Here is a 21105-nt window from a genome sequence, read left to right as displayed (position 1 = left end):
GAGACTGCCGACCGGCGGTCACATGGCCGGGCGGCAGGTCAATTCGCCTTCGACAGCGACGAAGGACGTGCCATTGGCCGTCAGCTTGCGCTCGATGGGATAGTCGATGACGCTCGGCCAGGCTTCGATATCCTTGGCGGCGTTGGGATCGGCATCGATGGCCGGCTGATAGGCGGCCCGGCAATCCGGCAGCGGTCGGTCCCCGGCGAGGCCCAGTTCCTTACGGATGCTTGCTGCGCAGCTGTCCGGCTGGGCCAGCAGCGAGCAGGTGGCGGCATAGGTCCTGCGGTAGCGGAGCATCAGTTCGTCATCGACCAGGGTCAGGGCAGAGAACTCACCCGCCACCACGTCATCCATCAGCCGTGTGCCACTGCGGGTATCGTAGACGACGAAGGGCATGCCGCCATTCCAGCCATCGGCGCCGCGGAAAAAGGCGTAAGGGCCGACCGCTCCCCAGAGATAGCCGGCGGTATCGTCTTCGATCTTGCGATCGAGCGTCGGATTGAGCTGACAGGGACCTTCCGATGGCGCGATGTAGAGGCCAGCCGCGCCTTTCTCGCCGAGATCCAGTTCCTTCAGGGCAAAATTCGGGTAGCGCAGGCAGGTGAGCTTGCCCTTCACGTCGAAGCCCGTGTCTTTTTCCGCAAGCTCGACTTCAGCGCGGGTGGCGCGGTCGAACTGGCCGGTCACCTCGCCCGCGTCCCGGCAGGTCACCGGCGCCATCCGGCCGATCGCGAACTGCAGTTCGTCGCCCTTGCCGCGTAACTCGTAGCGGCCGTTCGAATACCAGAAGCCGCTGGCGGCCTGCTGCTGCGGGAGAGACTGCTTTGTGCCATCCTGAAGGGTGAGTTCGGCCAAGTCCTGGCTGAAGCTGACGATGAGGGAATTGCCGTTTTCGCAGACATATTTGATGTCGGCGGCCTGCCCTTGATTTGGCAGAGCAAGGATTGCAGTCGCGGCCAGTGCCAGGCCGGTCAGTGTCGGTACGCGCATCGGGTCTTCCTCGGCTTTCGACCGAGACCATGCCAAAGAACAGCCCTCAAGGACAATGGCAAATGCGATCAATTCTGATGAGAAGTGGTGCCCCCGGCAGGGTTCGAACCCGCGACCCCCTGATTACAAATCAGGTGCTCTACCAACTGAGCTACAAGGGCAATGGCCGCTGTGTAGGCGCAAATCGATTTGCGGTAAAGCAAAAAATGGCCGGACGGTTAGCGTAAATGGTGAATCCAGGCGCCTGTCCCGCGCGCTTCAACAACCGGCGGGCCGAACTGATTCTGGGGCGAAACGGCTTGTGGTTACAGGTATTTATCATGTACCACTTGGCGACATTTCATCAGGGCTCGCCATGTCTCGTACGTTCCGGTCGCTCGCCTTCATCGCTTCCAGCACCGACGAAGCCCAGGCTTCGCGCCAGGAACTGATTCGTCTCTATGGCCATACCGATCCGACCGATGCGGATGTGATCGTGGCGCTCGGCGGTGACGGCTTCATGCTGCAGACGCTGCATGACACGATGAACAGCGGCAAGCTGATCTACGGGATGAACCGCGGGTCCGTCGGCTTCCTGATGAATGATTTTTCGGTCGACAATCTGCCCGAGCGCATCTCGGTGGCGGTGGAGAACGCCTTCCACCCGCTGAAGATGACGACCACCAATGCCGACGGCTCGACATCCTTCGCACTGGCGATCAACGAAGTCTCGGTGCTGCGCCAGTCCTATCAGGCGGCAAAGCTCAGGGTGGTGATCGACGGCAAGGTGCGCCTCGAGGAACTGATCTGCGACGGGCTGATGGTGGCCACGCCCGTAGGATCGACCGCCTATAATCTCTCCGCGCATGGGCCGATCCTGCCGCTCGAAGCGCCGCTGCTTGCGCTCACGCCCGTCAGTGCCTTCCGTCCACGCCGCTGGCGGGGAGCCTTGCTGCCGGACAAGGTCACCGTCGTACTCGAGGTTCTGGAGCCGGGAAAACGGCCCGTCAATGCGGTCGCGGATCATACGGAGGTCAAATCCGTTCTGAGAGTAGAGATTGCGCAATCGGAGGAAACGACGGCGCGCATTCTTTCCGATCCCGACCGATCGTGGTCTGATCGGATCATCGCCGAACAGTTTTCCGATTGAGGCTTCGATGAAACTCGTCACCGCCACTGCATTCGCCCTTTCGCTGCTCGTCAGTTCGCCTTCGATGGCAGAGGAGATCGACCAGCTCCCCCTCGCCGCCACCTTCGTGATCAGCGGCGGCTATTGGGAATCGGGACCGGAAGGCGTGCCCGGCGTGGAAACGGCCGTGGAGGCCGGCGAGCGCGGCTATTACAAGCTCATCGCCATCCGCCAGCCGGACCGGACAGCCCGGATCCATCTGCAGATGGTTGCCTCCGGCGAAGCAGGGCTGCGGCTTGTGGAAAGTGTCGAGCTGGAAGAGTTCGCTGCCATCAAGCCCTACGTCACCGGCATCCGCCCGGAAAGCACCAGCGGCGTTGCCGCCACCCCCGGCTTCTTCGCTACCGTCTATCTGAGGACCGCACCCGCCAGCGATCGCATCGAGGAGTGGACCGTGCTGATCGACGAGCTCGGCGACATCAGGGTCGAGCGGGCGAGCAACTGAGCCACCGCATAAGAACACCAAAAGAAAAGGCGGAGCGCCGGGCGCTCCGCCTTCTTCGTTTCTGTAGCGATCACGAGGATCAGTCGATGTCGGCGACCTCGGAAGCCTTACCGCTGATGCGGTGGGCAAGGGCTGCTTCCATGAACTCGTTCAGCTCACCGTTCAACACGCTATCCGGATCGGTGCTTTCGACGCCAGTGCGCAGATCCTTGACCAGCTGGTAGGGCTGCAGGACATAGGAGCGGATCTGGTGGCCCCAGCCGATATCCGTCTTCGAGGCGGCTTCGGCATTGGCTGCTTCTTCGCGCTTCTTCAGTTCGGCTTCATACAGGCGGGCACGCAGCATGTCCCAGGCCTTGGCGCGGTTCTTGTGCTGCGAGCGTTCCTGCTGGCAGGCGACCACGATGCCGGTCGGGATGTGCGTGATGCGCACAGCCGAGTCGGTCGTGTTGACGTGCTGTCCACCGGCGCCCGACGAGCGATAGGTGTCGATGCGGCAGTCGCTTTCGTTGACCTCGATGTTGATCGAGTCGTCGACCACCGGATAGACCCAGATCGATGAGAAGGACGTGTGGCGGCGGGCGTTCGAATCGTAAGGCGAGATGCGTACCAGACGATGTACGCCTGATTCGGTCTTCATCCAGCCATACGCATTGTGGCCCTTGACCAGGATGGTCGCAGACTTGATGCCGGCTTCTTCCCCGTCATGCACTTCCAGCACTTCGACCTTGAAGCCCGAGCGTTCGGCCCAGCGGGTATACATGCGCAGAAGCATGTTGGCCCAGTCCTGGCTCTCGGTACCACCGGCACCGGAATGGACTTCGACATAGGTGTCGTTGCCATCGGCCTCGCCCGAAAGCATGGCTTCCACCTGGCGGCGGGCCGCTTCCGTCTTCAGGGCCTTCAGCTGGTCCTCGGCATCCTTGACGACGCTTTCGTCGCCCTCTTCCTCGCCCATCTCGATCAGCTCGATGTTATCGTTCATCGCCTGCTCGAGACGCTTTACGCCAGCAATGCTGTCATCCAGCTGCTGGCGCTCGCGCATCAGCTTCTGGGCTTCCTGGGCGTCGTTCCAGAGGTTCGGATCCTCGGCCTTGTTGTTCAACCAGTCCAGTCGTCTTATCGCCTGGTCCCAGTCAAAGATGCCTCCTCAGCAGGCTTATGGCCTGCTTGATTTCGTCGACAACATTCTCGATTTCATTGCGCATGCGTTCGGTTCTCAACCTCTGAAACTGGTGAAAATCTGGTCTTCCGCATAGTTGCGCCCGGCCCTGATGTAAAGGGCCGGGTCGCGACTGATGGTCAGATGAGGGTTAGAACAGGCCGCCGGAACCCGAGGTCACGGCCTGATTTGCCTGCGGAGAGTCACGCAGGATTTCTTCCGGCGGCGCATAGCCATCCATGCCGATGATCGACAGGGAGTCCGCCGGGCCGGTGCCTGGCTTGAAGGCTTCGATGATGGTATCCGGTTCGCCTTCGAGCGCGAACATGCCGGTGGTGCGGTTGACCGGGATGAAGCTCATGCCTGCCGGCACGAAGAACTGACCCGCCGGCCGGTTGGCCGTTGCCATCTGCATGAAGTCGTTGAAGACGGGCGCGGCCAGCGAACCACCGGTCGAACCGCGGCCCATCGGGGCCGGCTGGTCGAAGCCGATATAGACGCCTGCGACGAGGTCGGGCGTGTAGCCGATGAACCAGGCGTCCTTCTCGTCGTTCGAGGTACCGGTCTTGCCGGCGACCGGGCGGTCGAGCTTGATCTTGCCAGCGGCGGTGCCGCGGGTGACAACGCCTTCCATCATGGAGGTGATCTGATAGGCGGTCATCGGGTCGAGAACCTGGTCGCGATTGTCGACGACAACAGGCTCTTCCTGCCCGGTATAGCGCTCGGCATTGCAGCCTTCGCAGATCCGGTCCTCATGGCGGAAGATGGTCTTGCCGTGGCGGTCCTGGATACGGTCGATGAGGGTCGGCTTGATCTGCTTGCCGCCATTGGCGAAGACGGCATAGGCGGAGACCATGCGCAGCACGGTGGTCTCACCGGAGCCGAGCGACATGGCAAGCACCGGGTTCATCTTGTCGTAGACGCCGAAGCGTTCGGCATATTCGGCGACAAGGTTCATGCCCATATCGTTGGCGAGGCGCACCGTCATCAGGTTTCGCGACTTTTCGATGCCGAGACGCAGCGTCTGCGGACCGGCGGAACCGCCGCCATAGTTCTGCGGGCGCCAGACCTGACCGCCCGAGACGAACTCGACCGGGGCGTCGAGGATGACCGAGGCCGGTGTGTAGCCGGTGTCGAGGGCTGCCGCGTAGACGAAGGGTTTGAACGACGAACCCGGCTGCCGCATGGCCTGGGTGGCGCGGTTGAATTCCGACTGCGCATAGGAGAAGCCGCCGGCAAGCGCCAGAACGCGGCCCGTATGGGGGTCCATGGCCACCAGGCCGCCCTGGATCTTCGGCAACTGGCGCAGGCGATAGGCACTGCCGCCGTCTTCGAGCGCCTCGACATAGACGACATCACCGGGGTTCAGGACGCCGACCGGGGACTTGCTCGACTTGCGGTCGCCGGTCGCGGAACGGAAGGCCCATTCCATATTGTCAGGCGCGATGCGACCGCGAACGCGCTCGGCGACGACCTTGCCGCCCGCTTCCTTGGCCGGCTGCAGACCGATATCGACACCATCGGCGGCGACGTCGAGCACGACGGCGACCTTCCATTCCGGCACATCGGCGAGCGGCGGGATCTCCGCAAGCGGCACACCCCAGTCTCCTTCCAGCGGGATCTGCTTGATCGGCCCGCGGAAGCCGCGACGCTGGTCATAGGTCAGGAGGGCCGACTGGAGCGCCTTGCGGGCTGCGATCTGCATGTCGGGGTCAAGCGAGGTGCGGACCGAGAGGCCACCCTCGTAGAGCGACTTGTCGCCATACTTCTCGATGATCTGGCGGCGGACTTCCTCGGCGAAATAGTCGGAGGCAAAGAGCGAAGAGCCGGAGCGGCGGAGCGTCACACCGAGCGGCTGCTTCTTGGCTTCATCGCCCTCCTCGCGGGCGACGAAACCGTTCTCGACCATGCGGTCGATGACCCAGTTGCGGCGCTCAAGCGCGGCTTCGGTGCGGCGGAAGGGGTGGTAGTTGTTCGGGCCCTTCGGCAGTGCTGCCAGATATGCCGTCTCGGCAATCGTCAGCTCGGTGACCGACTTGTCGAAATAGGTGAGTGCAGCACCCGCGATGCCATAGGCATTCTGGCCGAAAAAGATTTCGTTCAGATAGAGTTCGAGGATCTTGTCCTTGGAATAGGTCTGCTCGATGCGGAAGGAGAGGATCGCTTCCTTGATCTTGCGGTCCATGGTCTGGTCCGACGACAAAAGGAAGTTCTTCGCCACCTGCTGGGTGATCGTCGAAGCGCCGACCGGACGGCGGCCGGAGCCGAGGTTCTGGACGTTCACCAGGATGGCGCGACCGAGGCCATAGATATCGACGCCCGGGTGATTGTAGAAGTTCTTGTCTTCGGCCGACAGGAAGGCTGCCTTGACGCGGTCCGGGATCGCCTGGATCGGCAGGAAGAGGCGCCGCTCGCGGGCATATTCCGCCATCAGCGCGCCGTTGCCTGCATGGATGCGGGTGGTGACCGGCGGCGAGTAGCTCGCCAGCACCTCGTAATTGGGCAGGTCCTTGGTTACCCCGTTCAGATAGATGGCGACGACCGCTGCGACGCCGAGCGCCAGCACGGACGCCAATCCGAAGAGATATCCAATGAGTCTGATCATGTTTCCGCTACCGGCTCTGCTTCAGGTTCCGCGCGCTGCATGAGAGCTTCGCACACCCTGTGGCGTTTTGCACGTCATGCGGTGGATGGCAAGACATGCGGACCTTACGCAAAAGGGACCGCGATTCGATATCGCCGACCCTCGCGCAACCTATACCGGAGTAACGGGCACAATGTGAGGAAAATAGGGCCGTTAGCCGCGTAACCGCGGCTAGCTCACAGCTTCCTCCGGCGCTGTGACCTAACCGCCATTGGCGAGCTCGGGCTGGCGGTAGCGCTTGATCGCCTCGACCAGGAGATCGGCGACCTTTTCGCGCCAGACCGGATCGAGCAGCAGCTTCTCGTCGTCCTTGTTGGAGAGGAAGCCGAGCTCGAGAAGGATGGAGGGCACATCCGGCGCCTGGAGCACGCGGAAACCGGCGTGGCGATGGGGATTGTTGATCAGCGCGATCTGCCCCTCGAACGAGCCGACAACGGCCTGCGCCATCGAGATCGAGAAGGCCTGGGTCTCCCGGCGCGTCAGGTCGAGAAGGATATCGCCGACCTCGGGCTCGGTTTCGGTCGGCAGCTCGACGCCGCCGATCGTATCGGAGAAGTTTTCGCGCTCGGCGAGCTGCGCGGCCATATGGTCGGAGGCCTTATCGGAGATGGTGTAGACGGTGGCGCCCCGGATATCGGCCTGGCGCAGCGTGTCGGCATGCAGCGAGATCAGAAGATCTGCGCCCTTCTGCCGGGAAATCAGCACCCGCTCGGAGAGCGACAGAAACTTGTCGGTGTCGCGGGTCATCACAGGTCGGATGCCGGGAAGGTCCTTCAACTTGTCGTGTAGGATCTTGGCGAAGGCGAGCGTGATGTCCTTTTCCGGCGTCTTGGTCGATGCGCCTGTCGCGCCGGCGTCGATGCCGCCATGGCCTGCGTCGATCGCAATGACGAATTCATCCGCCGCGGGCGCTGCGACCGGAACCGTTGCCGTGGTCGCGACATCCGTTGCCGGCCGCGCCCAGGCCTGGCCTGAGACGAGTGCGGCGAAATCCTGCTCGGGCACGAGCTCGGCATCCAGCACGAGCCGATAGCCGCTGCCGCCCTCGTTCGGCATCACTTCGGCCTTGGCGAGCCGCGCGGGTCGCGCCGCCGTCAGCACAAGCCGCGCCGAGGTCGCGTCCATCGAACCGTAGCGAATGTCCTTGAACAGGCCGGTCGCCTGCAAGTCCGCCTCGGCAAAGGCAAAGGCCGTGGCCGGCAGATCCACGACGATGCGGTCGGGATTGGCGATGTAGCGGGCCTCAATGGTCGGGGCACGGTCGAAATCGAGCACGATGCGCGTGCGGGCCTCATCACCGGCGATGCGCGCGCCATAGGCGACCAGGAGATCTTCGCGCAGTTCGGCGGTCACCGCATGGGCATGATGAGCCGTCGCGAGCACCGGAAGCGCAAGCGCAACCGACGTCAAAACGATTCGGCTCCAAAGCGCGAGTTTTCGCCCCGCCGGCAGCGCCGAAAGTCTTCTCAAATCCTGCCCCCGTGATGGCTGCGACAAGACTGTGACATGCATCACAGGCCGCGCGCTGCGCCATTTTCTTCGTTTGTCCGCCGCATGCCTCTTTCCAACGACCCGATGGCTGGCAAATTTGCGGTTCGCCACCGGTTTTCCACTCGGAATCACGCGGAATGATGCACTTCCCCTAATTCACTGCCATTATGGCATAAATCCGTTTGCTCTTGCTATTGTGACGTAGAAAACATACAAGGCAAACGAGGGATAAAAGTGCAAACGGGATAGAGTTTCCGCCTACGGCTGCCAACCTCAGACAATGGATTTGGCGCCTGTTCAACCGGACATTCATCTGCCGTCTCCGCATTTTTTCCTGAAACTGGTTCAACACGCCGACACGGTCGGCAAATCATCGGTGGCTCTCCACCAACAGCTCCTTACCGAGCATTCATCGGATCCCGAGGGGTCCATATCATTGTCGTTGACGTACGGTATTTGATGTCTTTGCAGCAGGTTGACATGACCAGGAACGGACCGGGATCGGAAAGAGCCCCGGCGTCCGTCCGTATGCTGCAAACCCGGTCTTCCGTGCGTCCACATCTATATCCGGCGCACAGTCCGCTAGGTTCCAGCCGCTTTAAAGTTCAGCGCGCGGGTGGACCACCGACCGAGGGCGCCGAGGAGCACAGCTTAAATGGCAGACAAAATGCTTATCGACGCGTCTCACGAGGAAGAGACGCGCGTTGTCGTCGTTCGCGGTAACCGTATTGAAGAATTCGACTTCGAATCCCAACACAAGAAGCAAATCCGAGGCAACATCTATCTGGCGAAAGTAACGAGGGTCGAACCCTCGCTGCAGGCCGCTTTCGTCGATTACGGCGGCAACCGCCACGGCTTTCTGGCCTTTGCCGAAATTCACCCCGACTACTACCAGATCCCGCTCGCCGACCGCCAGGCGCTGCTTCGTGCCGAAGCCGAAGAGCATCGCAAGGAAAACGACGTCGAGGGCGACGAGATCCTGAGCAATGATCCGGCTCTTCAGGATCAGCCTGACATCGGCATCCCTGCCGCTTCCCCCGTCGCTTCCGCCATCGTTGACGACGTTGCGGCCGAACTGGCAGCCGAGGCCGATGCGGACGTTGCGGCGGCCGCTGCCGTTGAAGGGGAGACCGAGGCTGCCGCCGAGGAGCCCGCCGCCAAGGCCAAGCCGAAGCGGGTTCGCAAGCCGCGCGCCAAGAAGGCCGCCGCAGAAGAGACCGCTGCCGAGGAAGGCAGCGAAGGCTCTGACGATGCCGAAGGCGGCACGATCGCGGCCATGGTCGACATGGACGAGATTTCCGAGGAAGCCGGCGGTCGCCGCGGCCGTCGTGACGACGACGACAGCGATGATGACGACGACGACGATCACGTCGAGGAAAAGGAAGAGATCGAATCCGTTGGCGCCGAAGACGCCATGGAAGAGGTTCCGGATCGCGCCCAGCGCAAGCCGCGCAAGCAGTATCGCATTCAGGAAGTGATCAAGCGCCGGCAGATCCTGCTCGTGCAGGTCGCCAAGGAAGAGCGCGGCAACAAGGGTGCGGCGCTGACCACCTACCTGTCGCTCGCCGGTCGTTACTCGGTCCTGATGCCGAACACGGCGCGTGGCGGCGGCATTTCGCGCAAGATCACCCAGCCGACCGACCGCAAGCGCCTGAAGGAAATCGCCCGCGGTCTCGAAGTGCCGCAGGGCATGGGCGTGATCCTGCGCACCGCCGGTGCGAACCGCACCAAGGTCGAGATCAAGCGCGACTTCGAATATCTGATGCGCCTGTGGGAGAATGTCCGCACGCTGACGCTCGCTTCGACGGCGCCTTGCCTCGTCTATGAAGAGGGATCGCTGATCAAGCGCTCGATCCGCGACCTCTACAACAAGGACATTTCCGAGATCATCGTCTCGGGCGAAGAAGGCTATCGTGAAGCGAAAGACTTCATGAAGATGCTGATGCCGAGCCATGCCAAGGTGGTTCAGCCCTATCGCGACCTGCATCCGATCTTCGCGCGCTCGGGCATCGAAGCCCAGCTCGACAAGATGCTGCAGCCGCAGGTGACGCTGAAGTCCGGCGGTTACATCATCATCAATCAGACGGAAGCGCTGGTTTCGATCGACGTCAACTCCGGCCGCTCGACCCGCGAATATTCGATCGAGGACACGGCACTCCAGACGAACCTGGAAGCGGCCGAAGAAGTGGCGCGCCAGCTGCGTCTGCGCGACCTCGCCGGCCTCATCGTCATCGACTTCATCGACATGGAAGAAAAGCGCAACAACCGCGCTGTCGAGAAGAAGCTGAAGGATTGCCTGAAAAACGACCGCGCCCGCATCCAGGTCGGCCGCATCTCGCATTTCGGCCTTCTGGAAATGTCGCGCCAGCGCATCCGCGCCTCGGTGCTGGAATCGACCACGCAGGTCTGCCCGCATTGCGCAGGCACCGGCCTCATCCGGTCGCAGTCTTCCGTCGCCCTGCATGTCCTGCGCGGCATCGAGGAATTCCTGCTGAAAAGCACCGCGCACGACATCATCGTGCACACCACGCCGGAAACGGCGCTCTACCTCCTCAACCAGAAGCGCGACACGATCGTCGACTACGAAGGCCGCTTCGGTGTGTCGATCGTCATCGACGGTGGCATGCCGCCGCAGCATGGCGGTTCGCAGCACTTCACCATCGAGCGCGGCGAAGCCGTTGCCAATCCGGTGAAGATCGAAAGCCTGATGTCGCTTCTGCCCGAGATCGAAGAAGAGGACGACTACGTTCCGGAGCCTGAGGAAGAAGACGAGGAAGAAGTCGTCGTCGCCGCCAAGGCCGAGAGCGCGCCGCAGCAGCAGGCGCGTGGCGAAGGCGACGAGCAGGGCAACCGCAAGCGCAAGCGCCGCCGTCGCCGTCGTGGCAAGAACGGTCAGAATGGCAACGGCCCGCATTCCGAGATGCAGAACGGCGACAATGGCGCCGATTCAGATGACGAGGATGGTGACGAGGGCGAGGACGATGCCGTCGACACCAACGGCGAAATCCGCTCTGCTGATGGCGAAGCTGACGGCAATGACGACGGCCAGAAGCGCAAGCGCCGCCGCCGTGGCAAGCGTGGCGGTCGCCGCAATCGTCCGGGCGAAGAAGGCTCGATCGAAGCATCCGACGACAATGGTGGCGAAGGCGAAGGTGACGATGCCGACGAAGCGCCGGTCGATGCCGTTGCTGCCGAGACCGTAGAAGCCGGCTCGCCCGACGTCGTGGAAACGGCGGAAGAGACGCCCGCGGCCGACAAGCCGAAGCCGCGCCGCACCCGCAAGGCCAAGGCCAGCGCCGAGCCCGAAGCTGCGGCGGAACCGGCACCGGTTGCTGCGGCCCCCGTCGAAACCGCTGCCGCGACCGTTGCGGAAGCGGTTGCCACCGAAGAGGTTGCCGCCGAGCCGGCAGCAGCCCCTGCCCCGGTTGCCGACGAGACGAAGCCGGTTCGCGCCAATCGCGAATCCAACGTGACCTCCTCAGAACCCGTCGTCACCTCCGTGACGGCCTCGGAAGACGCGACGGAAGCCAAGCCCAAGAAGGGCGGCTGGTGGCAGAAGCGCGGTTTCTTCTGAGAACGGCCTTGAGATCACTGAAATGACAAAGGCCCCGCTCGCGCGGGGCCTTTTTGTATTCCGGGGTGGTCGAAGCGAAAGCCGGGCGGCGCCCGATATGCGTTTACGGGCCTCGACCTCGTCGGGACATGACCTGGGTCGGGCGGTCCATGAACATGGCGACATGGCTGAATTGATAGCCGAGCTTTTTTGCCACCTGCATAGATGCCTTGTGCTCGGGATCGATGATGCAGACGGTATGCGGCTCAACGAAATGGCTGTCCGTCCAATCCAGTGCTGCGGACATGACTTCGGTCGCAATGCCCTTGCCGTGGACCTCCGGCGTCAGCGCCCAGCCGGCCTCGGGAACACTCCCCAGTGAAGGCTCGATCTCGCGCTTGAAATCGGCAAAGCCGACCTCGCCGATGTAGCGGCCGGTCTCGCAGTCCTCGACGGCCCAATACCCGAAACCGAGAGCCTGCCAGTGGCCGACATAGCGCAACAGCCGGCTCCAGGTCTCGGAGCGGGTCGAAGGCCGGCCGGAGATGAAACGCGTCACCCGCTCGTCGGCCCAGAGCGCAACCATGGCCTCGAGATCGTCAGAGCGATGGGCACGCATGAGGGTGCGTGCCGTGACAATCTGCGGGGCCTGGTGGACCCTGTGTTCCGGTTTCATCACCGTCATCGTGCTCGCCCTGCCGCCATTCAAGCCTTCACAATCTGATTCAACGGCTTACGAGATTGAATCCGGAAATCCCGGCAAGCCATTGAGCGCGAATCCATTTCGCTCAATGCCTAATCACTCTTCGGCAGCCATTTGGCCAGGCGGTCGGTCGCCTCGACCATCTCCGTCATGGTGCCGGCATAGGACAAGCGGAGTGCCAGGTGACCGTCGACCGGGTCGAAATCGCGGCCCGGCGTGACGGCGACATCGGTTTCGGCAAGGATCCGTCTCGCGAAGGCCATGCTGTCATTGGTGAAGCCTTTCGCATCGACATAGGCGTAGAAGGCGCCGTCCATCGGCGAGAGCAGCGGCAGGCCGAGTTCCGGCAGACGCGTCATCAGGAAGTCGCGGTTGGCCTGGCAGGCGGCCTTGTAGTGCTCCAGCTCGTCGGTTGCGCTCAACGCCGCCAGCGCTGCAATCTGCGAGAGTTCGGGTGCGGAGATGTAGAGGCTCTGGGCGACGCATTCGACCGGGCGGACCAGTTCTTCCGGCAGCACCATCCAGCCGATGCGCCAGCCGGTCATGCAATAGTATTTGGAGAAGGAATTGATGATGACGGCCTCGTCGCCGATCTCAAGCGCGGTCGCCTCTTCTGCGCCATAGGTCAGGCCGTGATAGATCTCGTCGGAGATCAGCGTGATCCCCTGCCCCTGACAGTAGTCGTAGACGGCTTTCAGCTGGGCCTTGGTCGTGACCGTGCCAGTCGGATTGGCCGGGCTTGCCAGCAGGACGCCCTTGAGGCGAACGCCTGCTTCGGCCTGGGCTCGCTCCAAGCTCTCCGGCGTGAGCGTAAAGCCGGTTTCCGGGCCGACGGCAACTTCGATGACCTTGAGACCGAGCGCTGCCAGAATGCTGCGATAGGCAGGATAGCCGGGGCGCGCGATCGCGACGGCATCGCCGACGTCGAAGAGCGAGAGGAAGGCCAGATTGAAGCCGGCGGAGGAGCCCGTGGTGACGACGATGCGCTTCCAGTCGACCGAGACATTGTGGCGGCGGCGATATTCCTCGGCGAGGCCCTGGCGGAGCGCGGTCATGCCCAGCGCGTCGGTATAGCCGATGCGACCACCTTCGAGCGCCTTTCGGGCGGCCTCGAGCGCTGCCTGCGGTGCCGGATGGCCGGGCTGGCCGACGGCCATGGAGATGACCGGGCGCCCTTCCTGCCGCCGGCGGGTGGCTTCGGCCAGGATGTCCATGGCGTGGAAGGGTTCGACGGCACTGCGCTTGGAAATGGAAATCAATGGAAGCTCCTCGATCAGACGCCCGACATTTGCCGCAAAGCGCGTGGCATCACAATGGAGAGGGTGGACAAGGCAGTGCAAAAAGGCCATTCCGCTCGAAAGCATGAGCCTTTAGGCTCTGCCGTGACCGGCCTGCATCCGATGCGGCGCGGAGAGATGACACAGCAGACGGCAAGGACAAGGAAAGACATGGCCCTGAACTTCAAGATGATCGCCAGCGCCGGTGTTGCGCTTCTTCCCGCCCTGATGCCGCTGCCGGCTGGCGCCCTCGACGAGGCGCAGAAAAAAGAATTCGGCGAATTCATCCGCGAATATCTGATCGAGAACCCGGAAGTGATGCTCGAAGTGCAGGACGCGCTGCAGAAGAAGCAGGACGAGATCCGCTCGCAGCGCTCGGCGGAAGCGCTCTCGAGCAACAAGGATGCGATCTTCAACTCGGCCTATGACCTCGCCATCGGCAACCCTGAGGGCGACGTTACCGTGGTCGAGTTCTTCGACTATAATTGCGGCTATTGCCGCCGCGCCCATGCCGACATGGAAGCCGTGCTCGAAGAAGACAAGAATGTCCGCTATGTGCTGAAGGAATTCCCGATCCTCGGCCCCGACAGCGAGGCGGCGCACAAGGTGTCGGATGCCGTGCGCAAGCTTGCGCCCGAACAGTATGGCGCCTTCTTCCGCGCTATGATGACCCAGGATGGCCGCGCCTCGGAAGAGAGCGCGATTGCGATTGCCGGCGAGCTCGGCATCAAGGAAGAGGCAATCCGCGCCAAGATGGAAGAAAGCCCCAACACCGATCAGGTGCAGGAAGCCTATCAGCTGGCGACCAGCCTGGGGATCACCGGCACGCCGTCCTATGTCATCGGCGACGAGACCGTTCCGGGCGCCGTCGGCAAGGAAGCGATCGTTGCCAAGCTCGGCAATGTGCGCGCCTGCGGCAAGGCCACCTGCTGAGACAGGCCCCCTCCTCCCGCCACTGTCGATCTTAACCCTTTCCCGGTTTTCCGGGGACGGCGGGGCGTGATCACGGCAAAGGGCTTTCCCTACAGGGGCTCTCGGTCTATAGGAGGCGGTTGAAAGTCGACGGAAGCGTAGATGAGCAAAACCATTTTCGTGCTGAACGGCCCCAATCTCAACATGCTGGGAAAGCGGGAGCCCGGGATCTATGGCGGCAAGACGCTCGCCGACATCGAGGCGGACTGCAAGGCCGCCGGTGCCGAGCTCGGCCTGACCATCGACTTCCGCCAGTCCAATCACGAGGGCGATCTCGTGAGCTGGCTGCATGAGGCTGCCGACAAGGCCGTGGGCGTGGCGATCAATGCCGGCGCCTATACCCATACATCGGTGGCGCTTCATGATGCGATCCGGGCGATCTCTCCGATCCCGGTGATCGAGGTGCATATTTCCAACGTGCATGCGCGCGAGGAATTCCGCCACAAATCGATGATAGCGCCCGCGTGCAAGGGCGTGATCTGCGGCTTCGGACCTCATAGCTACATCCTGGCGCTCCAGGCGCTGAAAACCATCACGCAATAACAAGAATACAGGACATCCACCCATGGCTGACAAGAAATCGGGCATCGATCAGGCGCTGATCCGCGATCTCGCAAACATCCTCAACGACACGGATCTCACCGAGATCGAAGTGGAGCAGGACGACCTGCGCATCCGCGTCTCGCGCAACGGCACCCCGGTGGCCATGCAGATGCCGGCCTATAACTATCAGGCGCCTGCCGCTCCGGCTCCGGCGGCTACCCCTGCTGCAGCTGCCGCGCCCGCAGCCCCTGCCGGCCGTGACCTCTCCAAGGCCGTGACCGCGCCGATGGTCGGCACCGTCTATCTGGCCCCGGCGCCTGGCGCGCGCCCCTTCATCGAAGTCGGCTCGACCGTCAAGGAAGGCCAGACGCTGCTCATCATCGAAGCCATGAAGACCATGAACCAGATCCCCTCGCCCAAGTCCGGCAAGGTCGTCGAGATCATCATCGACGATGCAAGCCCGGTCGAATACGGCGAGCCCCTGGTCATCATCGAGTAAGCCGATGAGCGGTATCTCGAAGATCCTCATCGCCAACCGAGGCGAAATCGCGCTGCGCGTGCTGCGCGCCTGCAAGGAACTCGGCATCCAGACGGTGGCGGTTCACTCCACCGCCGACGCCGACGCCATGCATGTGCGCCTGGCCGACGAAAGCGTGTGCATCGGCCCCCCGCCGTCGCGTGACAGCTATCTCAACATCCACCAGATCGTCGCGGCCTGCGAGATCACCGGTGCGGACGCCGTGCATCCGGGCTACGGCTTCCTGTCTGAGAACGCCAAGTTCGCCGATATCCTCGACGCCCATGGCATCACCTTCATCGGACCGACGGCCGAGCATATCCGTCTGATGGGCGACAAGATCACCGCGAAGAAGACCGCGGTCGAACTCGGCATCCCCGTCGTTCCAGGCTCGGACGGCGAAGTGAAGCCGGAAAACGCGATGGAAATCGCCCGGCAGATCGGCTTCCCGGTTCTGATCAAGGCGACCGCCGGTGGCGGTGGCCGCGGCATGAAGGTCGCCAAGACCGAGGCCGAGCTCGAAGAGGCCGTATCGACCGCCCGTTCCGAAGCGCTTGCCGCCTTCGGCAACGACGCCGTCTACATGGAAAAATATCTCGGCAAGCCGCGCCATATCGAGGTGCAGGTTGTCGGTGACGGTGCGGGCAACGCCATCCATCTCGGCGAACGCGACTGCTCGCTGCAGCGCCGCCACCAGAAGGTCTGGGAAGAGGCAAACTCCCCTGCCCTCAACGTCGAGCAGCGCATGAAGATCGGCCAGATCTGCGCCGACGCCATGAAGAAGATGAAGTACCGGGGCGCCGGCACGATCGAATTCCTCTACGAAAACGGCGAGTTCTATTTCATCGAAATGAACACCCGCCTGCAGGTGGAGCATCCGATCACCGAAGCCATCACCGGCATCGACCTCGTGCATGAGCAGATCCGTGTTGCCTCCGGCGCCGGCCTCTCCGTCACGCAGGACGAGATCGTCTTTTCCGGCCATGCCATCGAATGCCGCATCAATGCCGAGGATCCGCGCACCTTCGTGCCCTCGCCCGGCACGATCACGCATTTCCATGCACCGGGCGGTCTTGGCGTTCGCGTCGATTCCGGCGCCTATGCCGGCTACAAGATCCCGCCTTACTATGACAGCCTGATCGGCAAGCTGATCGTGCATGGACGCACCCGCGTCGAATGCATGATGCGTCTGCGCCGCGTGCTCGACGAATTCGTCGTCGACGGCATCAAGACGACGCTGCCGCTGTTCCAGGATCTCGTGGCCAATCAGGACATCGCCAACGGCGACTACGACATCCACTGGCTGGAAAAATACCTGGCCGAAACCTCGGCCAAGTAAAGACCATGGCTGGGCGACGCAGCAGGGACCGAAGCATTACGCCGGAACTCCTGCTGCGCGCCTATTCCATCGGGATGTTCCCGATGTCGGAATCGGCCGACGACCCCGAACTCTTCTGGGTCGAACCCGATATTCGCGGGATCATCCCACTCGACGGTTTCCACGTCTCGAAAAGCCTGCAAAAGGCGATCCGCAAAGCCCCCTTCGACATCCGCTTCGACACCGCCTTCGACCAGGTGGTGGAAAAATGCGCGGAAGCGGCCGACGACCGGCCGAGCACCTGGATCAATCAGCAGATCAAGGACCTCTACGGCGCGCTGCACCGCCTCGGCCACGCGCACAGCGTCGAAGCCTGGGAAGGCGACGAACTGGTCGGCGGCCTCTACGGCGTCACCCTCGGCTCCGCCTATTTCGGCGAGAGCATGTTTTCACGGCGCACGAACGCGTCGAAGATCTGTCTCGTCTATCTGGTGGAGCGGTTGCGCGAACGCGGCTTCACGCTGCTCGACACGCAGTTCACCACCGAGCATCTGAAGACGTTCGGGGCGGTGGATATTCCGAAGGCGGACTATGGGGTGTTGCTGGATCGGGCGATGGAGAGCGAGACGCTTCGGTTTTGAACGGGTGGTAGGTTAGCAAAAGATCACACCCTTCTCGCGAACCAGACCTGGAATTGAAAACTATCGCTCCACGTACTATAATTCATTGGATTAGGATACCTGCATGCGGATCCTTATGACAAAATGGATGGTGCGATACGCCCGAAAGCAGCGGATTGCGGATTCCAGCCTGCGTGAAGCGATCGTGCGCGCCGAGTGCGGCTTGGTGGATGCCGACCTCGGAGGCGGTCTTATCAAGCAGCGTGTGGCACGCAGCGGTCAGGGACGATCTGGCGGCTACCGCATGATCGTCGCCTACCGGGAAGGCAATCGGGCAGTGTTTCTCTACAGTTTCGCCAAAAGTGAGCAAGAGAATATTGAGCCGGACGAGTTGCTGACCTTGCGGGAAATCGGGGCTGCATGGCTTGCGGCGGATGATGCGATGTTGGCGAAGGCGCTGCGTGATGGAACTGTTCAGGAGGTCGGTGAATGACGGGACGTAAGCAGGTGAGCCGCCTAACCGAGGCTTTGCTCGAAACGGCCGCGGATATGAACAAGAGTGGGATTTTGAGTTCCGAAGCGCACGAGAAGATCACCATCCGGCACCTTGGCCGGGATCGTGAGCCATTGCATGAGGAGATTTCTCCGGAAGACATCCGCAAGCTCCGTGAAGAAGCCCATCTCAGCCAGGCGGTATTTGCGCGCTATCTCAACCTCACTCCAGGCTATGTTTCCCAGCTTGAGCGTGGAGCAAAGCGCCCAACCGGCCCGGCCCTGGCGCTTCTGAACATCATTCGCCGCAAAGGGATCGAGGCGATTTCGTAGTCGCGTGCCAGCTCCACACGCAGCAACTCGTCGAGAACTTAGCTAAAAACTCGTATCCCCGTGCGCAGTAGATCACGACGTCGCTCTGACGGTTAAAGTGCGCGGGGTGGACGCTTCGTCAGTTGCCGTTTCTCTTTTTTCCCCTTGAGCCGGACCCAGCGTCATAGCCTACAACCGTCTCATTCGATGACGGAGACGATATGGCAGGCCAGACAACAAAGGACACATGGCTGACGGCAGCGCAGTGTGCCAAGCGCGCCGGGCTGACCGTGCGGGCGCTCAGGATCTACGAGGCGGCGGGTCTTCTTGCTCCGCGGCGGACAGAGAAGAACTGGCGGCTCTATGGGGCGCACGATCTGGCGCGGCTTACCGAAATCCTGACGCTGAAGCGGCTCGGTCTGACGCTCGAGCAGATCAGCCGGCTGCTGGCCGGGCAGGCAACGGATCTTGAGCGTGTCCTGTCCGTCCAGTCTAGCGCGCTTAGGGAGCAGATGGCGCGCGTTCGGCAGAGTCTCAGCCTCATCGATCACATGCAAACGAAGATCGCTATCGGGGAGATCCTCTCTACGGACGACCTGCTCGCACTCGCAAAGGATCAATCGATGACTGAAACAACCTCCGAAACCATCGCCTGGCGACGCTATGAACAGATGCGGCCGCGCACGGAGCGGGCGATCGACTCCAGGCTCTATGCCGACTATGCGGGACATTACCGGCTCGATACGGTTGTCTTCACCATTCGCCACGAGGGTCACAGGCTCTTTGCCCGTGTCACCGGGCAGGTCGAACTCGAACTTTTTGCCGAAGAGGTCGACCGTTTCTTCTACAAGGCTGTGCCGGCGCAGATCAGTTTTATCCGCAATGCAGCGGGTATGGTCACGGCCCTGACGCTGCATCAGAACGGACACAAAGAGACCGCCGAGCGGGTCGATATAGGCGCGGCGGCAACCTTGGAAGCGACACTGGCCGCAAGGATCAGGGACAAGCGCCCCGTTGAGAACAGCCGCGTTCTTTTACAGGAGCTCGTGCACCAGCATCAGCAGGGGGAACCAGACTATGCCAAGATGACGCCACCGCTTGCCGCGATCGCGCGCGAACAGGCTGAGATCATCCGGGGCGAGTTACAGCGGCTTGGAGCGCTAAAGGATATGACGTTCAAGGGCGTGACGGATGATGGCTGGGACGTCTACGACGTGGACTTCGAGAAAGGACGCCAGGAGTGGAGTTTTTCGCTGGCTGCAGACGGGAGATTTGATGGGATATTGTTCCGACGGACAGTGTAAGGATCGTGTCTACCCGGCCCTCCTCCGCCGCCTCGGCCGCTTCAACCTTCCTCTAAACAGCCCCCTCTTCTCGATCGGCTCGAACACCGCATCCGAGCCCTCCGGGTCGAGGATCTCGTGATCGGCGAGCCAGCGGTCGAGATCGGTGATGTCAGGCGTCTCGTAGGGTCTGAGCCTGGCCTTGCCCGTCCTTTCGCTTTCGGCGCGCAGGCGTTCGATGGCGGCAATCAGGGAGCCGGTCTGGCGCAGCGTCTCTTCGACGATCTCAGGCGTCGTGCCCAGATGCTCGGCCAGGAGGTCGTTGCGGAGGCTTATGATCTTCTCCGCCCTCTGATCCGACCCGTCCGCTTCGAGGGCCACGTCGCATTCCTGGTCGAAGCGCATGGAGCGGTTGTTGAAGTTGGACGAGCCGATGCGGAGATAGCGATCGTCAACGATCATCAGCTTGGCGTGGACATAGATCCCCTGCCCGCCGGCGGTGACGGGGTGGTAGATCCGGAAGCGGTCATGCTCGTCATGCCGGCGCAGGGATTCGGCGAGCCGCGCGCGGGCGGTATCCATGGCAACCTGGCCCAGCCAGTTGTCGGAGATGACCGGATTGATCAGCACGAATTCCGGTCCATCGGGTTCGGCAAGGCGTCTGGCAATCACCTGGGCCACCGCGCGGGAGGCGAAATACTGGCTTTCGGCATAGACCACGCGCTCAGCCGCATTGATCATGTCGATATAGAGGTGCTCGATCTCCGTGACCGCCTTTTCCTCCCGATAGGCCGGACTGGTGCGGGCGATTGCGAGATCGACGGCGCCGAAGGAGACGTTGTCAGCCTTCTCCTTGGGCGGCGGCAGGGCTTCGACGGGCGCGACGTCGTGGCCGCCGGCGCGGGTCCAGCGGTGGCGGCAGAGTTCGCCGAGCGCGCGTGCGGCCGGTCCGGTAAAGCGGCTCGAAATATCATGCCAGGGGCCATAGGGCTTGCCGTTGGGGCGGCGGCGCTGCGGATTGTCGTCGAGGTGCTCGCGCGTGTCCCAGCGGTCGAGCGTCACGTCGATGCCGCCGCAATAGGCGACGGTATCGTCGATGACGAGCATCTTCTGATGATGCGAGCTGCCGAGCGGGTGTTTGCCATCGAGATGGACGGAGATCTGCCGGTTCCACTTCCAGCGCAGGAGATAAGGCAGGTTCGAGGGTCTTGCCCAGCTCGCAAGCGGTGCCGGGCTCCAGAGCAGGATCTTGATCTGCAGATCCGGGTTGCGACGCGCAAGCCACAGGAAAAATTCGCCGACCTTCCGCGGGGCGCCATCATCGACATCGGGATTGCCGAGCGTGATGGAGGCATCGAAATCCCAGCCGACGAAGAAGATCACCCGCTTCGCCGCCATCATCGAGGCACGGATCGACGAGAAATAGTCATCGGCATCGATGAGGATTGAGAACTCGTCGGCTTTCTCGATCCGCCAGCAGTTCTCGGTGGGCGAGAAGATCGTGGAAGGCGCCATCATTTACTCCAGACTCTCGGTCGCCATACTCGGCTATCGCAACGATGGCTTCAGGTCGAGTCTGCAGAATAGGGGCTCGCCCCCGGTCGACAATGGT

The 21105-nt window shown here is 62.3% G+C and carries 18 protein-coding genes and 1 tRNA gene; 11 read left to right on the top strand and 8 right to left on the bottom strand.

Translation table 11 applies throughout. The features are described from left to right. Positions 1-18 precede the first annotated feature (18 nt). Entirely contained in the window at positions 19-993 is a 975-nt protein-coding gene (locus M1E12_RS06020) for an MliC family protein (protein WP_479564071.1), read from the bottom strand. 85 nt (positions 994-1078) lie between these two features. Beyond that, a tRNA-Thr gene (locus M1E12_RS06015) sits at positions 1079-1154 on the bottom strand. 194 nt (positions 1155-1348) lie between these two features. Between M1E12_RS06015 and M1E12_RS06010 the strand changes: the two genes are divergently transcribed. Continuing rightward, a complete protein-coding gene (locus M1E12_RS06010) occupies positions 1349-2122 on the top strand; it encodes an NAD kinase (protein WP_136542523.1) in 774 nt (257 codons plus the stop codon). Between the two features lie 7 nt (positions 2123-2129). Further along, positions 2130-2606: a hypothetical protein gene (locus tag M1E12_RS06005; protein ID WP_479564070.1), complete on the top strand. Its 477-nt coding sequence runs from the start codon at positions 2130-2132 to the stop codon at positions 2604-2606. Between the two features lie 79 nt (positions 2607-2685). Here the strand turns inward: M1E12_RS06005 and prfB are convergent. The 3 genes from prfB to M1E12_RS05990 all read right to left on the bottom strand — a co-directional run bounded on the left by prfB (position 2686) and on the right by M1E12_RS05990 (position 7882). Continuing rightward, positions 2686-3814 (bottom strand): peptide chain release factor 2 gene (prfB, locus tag M1E12_RS06000; RefSeq protein WP_162759997.1). Its coding sequence is split into 2 segments (ribosomal slippage): positions 2686-3744 and positions 3746-3814, totalling 1128 coding nucleotides; the frame shifts between segments, so codons are not numbered across the junction. A 105-nt stretch (positions 3815-3919) separates the two neighbouring features. Continuing rightward, a complete protein-coding gene (locus M1E12_RS05995) occupies positions 3920-6373 on the bottom strand; it encodes a penicillin-binding protein 1A (RefSeq protein ID WP_479564069.1) in 2454 nt (817 codons plus the stop codon). 240 nt (positions 6374-6613) lie between these two features. Further along, positions 6614-7882 (bottom strand): N-acetylmuramoyl-L-alanine amidase, encoded by a 1269-nt coding sequence (locus M1E12_RS05990; protein ID WP_479564068.1) that lies wholly within the window; start codon positions 7880-7882, stop codon positions 6614-6616. 676 nt (positions 7883-8558) lie between these two features. On the opposite strand from M1E12_RS05990, the gene M1E12_RS05985 reads away from it, so the two are divergent. Further along, positions 8559-11477: an Rne/Rng family ribonuclease gene (locus tag M1E12_RS05985; RefSeq protein ID WP_479564067.1), complete on the top strand. Its 2919-nt coding sequence runs from the start codon at positions 8559-8561 to the stop codon at positions 11475-11477. Between the two features lie 103 nt (positions 11478-11580). Here M1E12_RS05985 and M1E12_RS05980 read toward each other — a convergent pair whose 3' ends face one another. After that, entirely contained in the window at positions 11581-12141 is a 561-nt protein-coding gene (locus M1E12_RS05980) for a GNAT family N-acetyltransferase (protein ID WP_479564066.1), read from the bottom strand. A 110-nt stretch (positions 12142-12251) separates the two neighbouring features. Continuing rightward, the gene (locus M1E12_RS05975) at positions 12252-13418 is read right to left on the bottom strand and encodes a pyridoxal phosphate-dependent aminotransferase (RefSeq protein WP_479564065.1); all 1167 of its coding nucleotides are present in this window, start codon (positions 13416-13418) and stop codon (positions 12252-12254) included. Between the two features lie 189 nt (positions 13419-13607). Between M1E12_RS05975 and M1E12_RS05970 the strand changes: the two genes are divergently transcribed. The 8 genes from M1E12_RS05970 (at position 13608) to M1E12_RS05935 (ending at position 19514) form a co-directional block, all read left to right on the top strand. Continuing rightward, complete coding sequence (locus tag M1E12_RS05970; RefSeq protein WP_479564064.1) at positions 13608-14369, top strand: DsbA family protein; 762 nt, start codon at positions 13608-13610, stop codon at positions 14367-14369. 141 nt (positions 14370-14510) lie between these two features. Beyond that, positions 14511-14951, top strand: coding sequence for a type II 3-dehydroquinate dehydratase (aroQ, locus tag M1E12_RS05965; protein ID WP_310238185.1), 441 nt, complete (start codon positions 14511-14513; stop codon positions 14949-14951). Positions 14952-14973: 22 nt separating this feature from the next. Next, a complete protein-coding gene (gene accB / locus M1E12_RS05960; RefSeq protein ID WP_479564063.1) occupies positions 14974-15450 on the top strand; it encodes an acetyl-CoA carboxylase biotin carboxyl carrier protein in 477 nt (158 codons plus the stop codon). 4 nt (positions 15451-15454) lie between these two features. Further along, a complete protein-coding gene (accC, locus tag M1E12_RS05955; RefSeq protein ID WP_113459459.1) occupies positions 15455-16807 on the top strand; it encodes an acetyl-CoA carboxylase biotin carboxylase subunit in 1353 nt (450 codons plus the stop codon). 5 nt (positions 16808-16812) lie between these two features. Next, on the top strand, positions 16813-17427 hold the full coding sequence (gene aat / locus M1E12_RS05950) for a leucyl/phenylalanyl-tRNA--protein transferase (protein WP_479564062.1): 615 nt from the start codon (positions 16813-16815) through the stop codon (positions 17425-17427). A gap of 103 nt (positions 17428-17530) precedes the next feature. Then, positions 17531-17899, top strand: a complete 369-nt coding sequence (locus M1E12_RS05945) for a type II toxin-antitoxin system RelE/ParE family toxin (RefSeq protein ID WP_113459457.1) — start codon at positions 17531-17533, stop codon at positions 17897-17899. Continuing rightward, positions 17896-18231 carry a helix-turn-helix domain-containing protein gene (locus tag M1E12_RS05940; RefSeq protein ID WP_136542533.1) on the top strand — a complete coding sequence of 112 codons (336 nt, stop codon included), beginning with the start codon at positions 17896-17898 and terminating at the stop codon, positions 18229-18231. The genes M1E12_RS05945 and M1E12_RS05940 overlap by 4 nt, the downstream gene beginning before the upstream one ends. Positions 18232-18431: 200 nt before the next feature. Beyond that, entirely contained in the window at positions 18432-19514 is a 1083-nt protein-coding gene (locus M1E12_RS05935; protein ID WP_479564061.1) for a MerR family transcriptional regulator, read from the top strand. A 9-nt stretch (positions 19515-19523) separates the two neighbouring features. Here the strand turns inward: M1E12_RS05935 and M1E12_RS05930 are convergent, their stop codons facing one another. Continuing rightward, the gene (locus M1E12_RS05930; RefSeq protein ID WP_479564060.1) at positions 19524-21011 is read right to left on the bottom strand and encodes a phospholipase D-like domain-containing protein; all 1488 of its coding nucleotides are present in this window, start codon (positions 21009-21011) and stop codon (positions 19524-19526) included. Between the last annotated feature and the right edge of the window lie 94 nt (positions 21012-21105).

The sequence above is a fragment of the Rhizobium sp. K33 genome, assembly GCF_056501445.1.
Note: the sequence above shows the minus strand (reverse complement) of the source record. Positions and strands in the feature narration are given on the sequence as shown.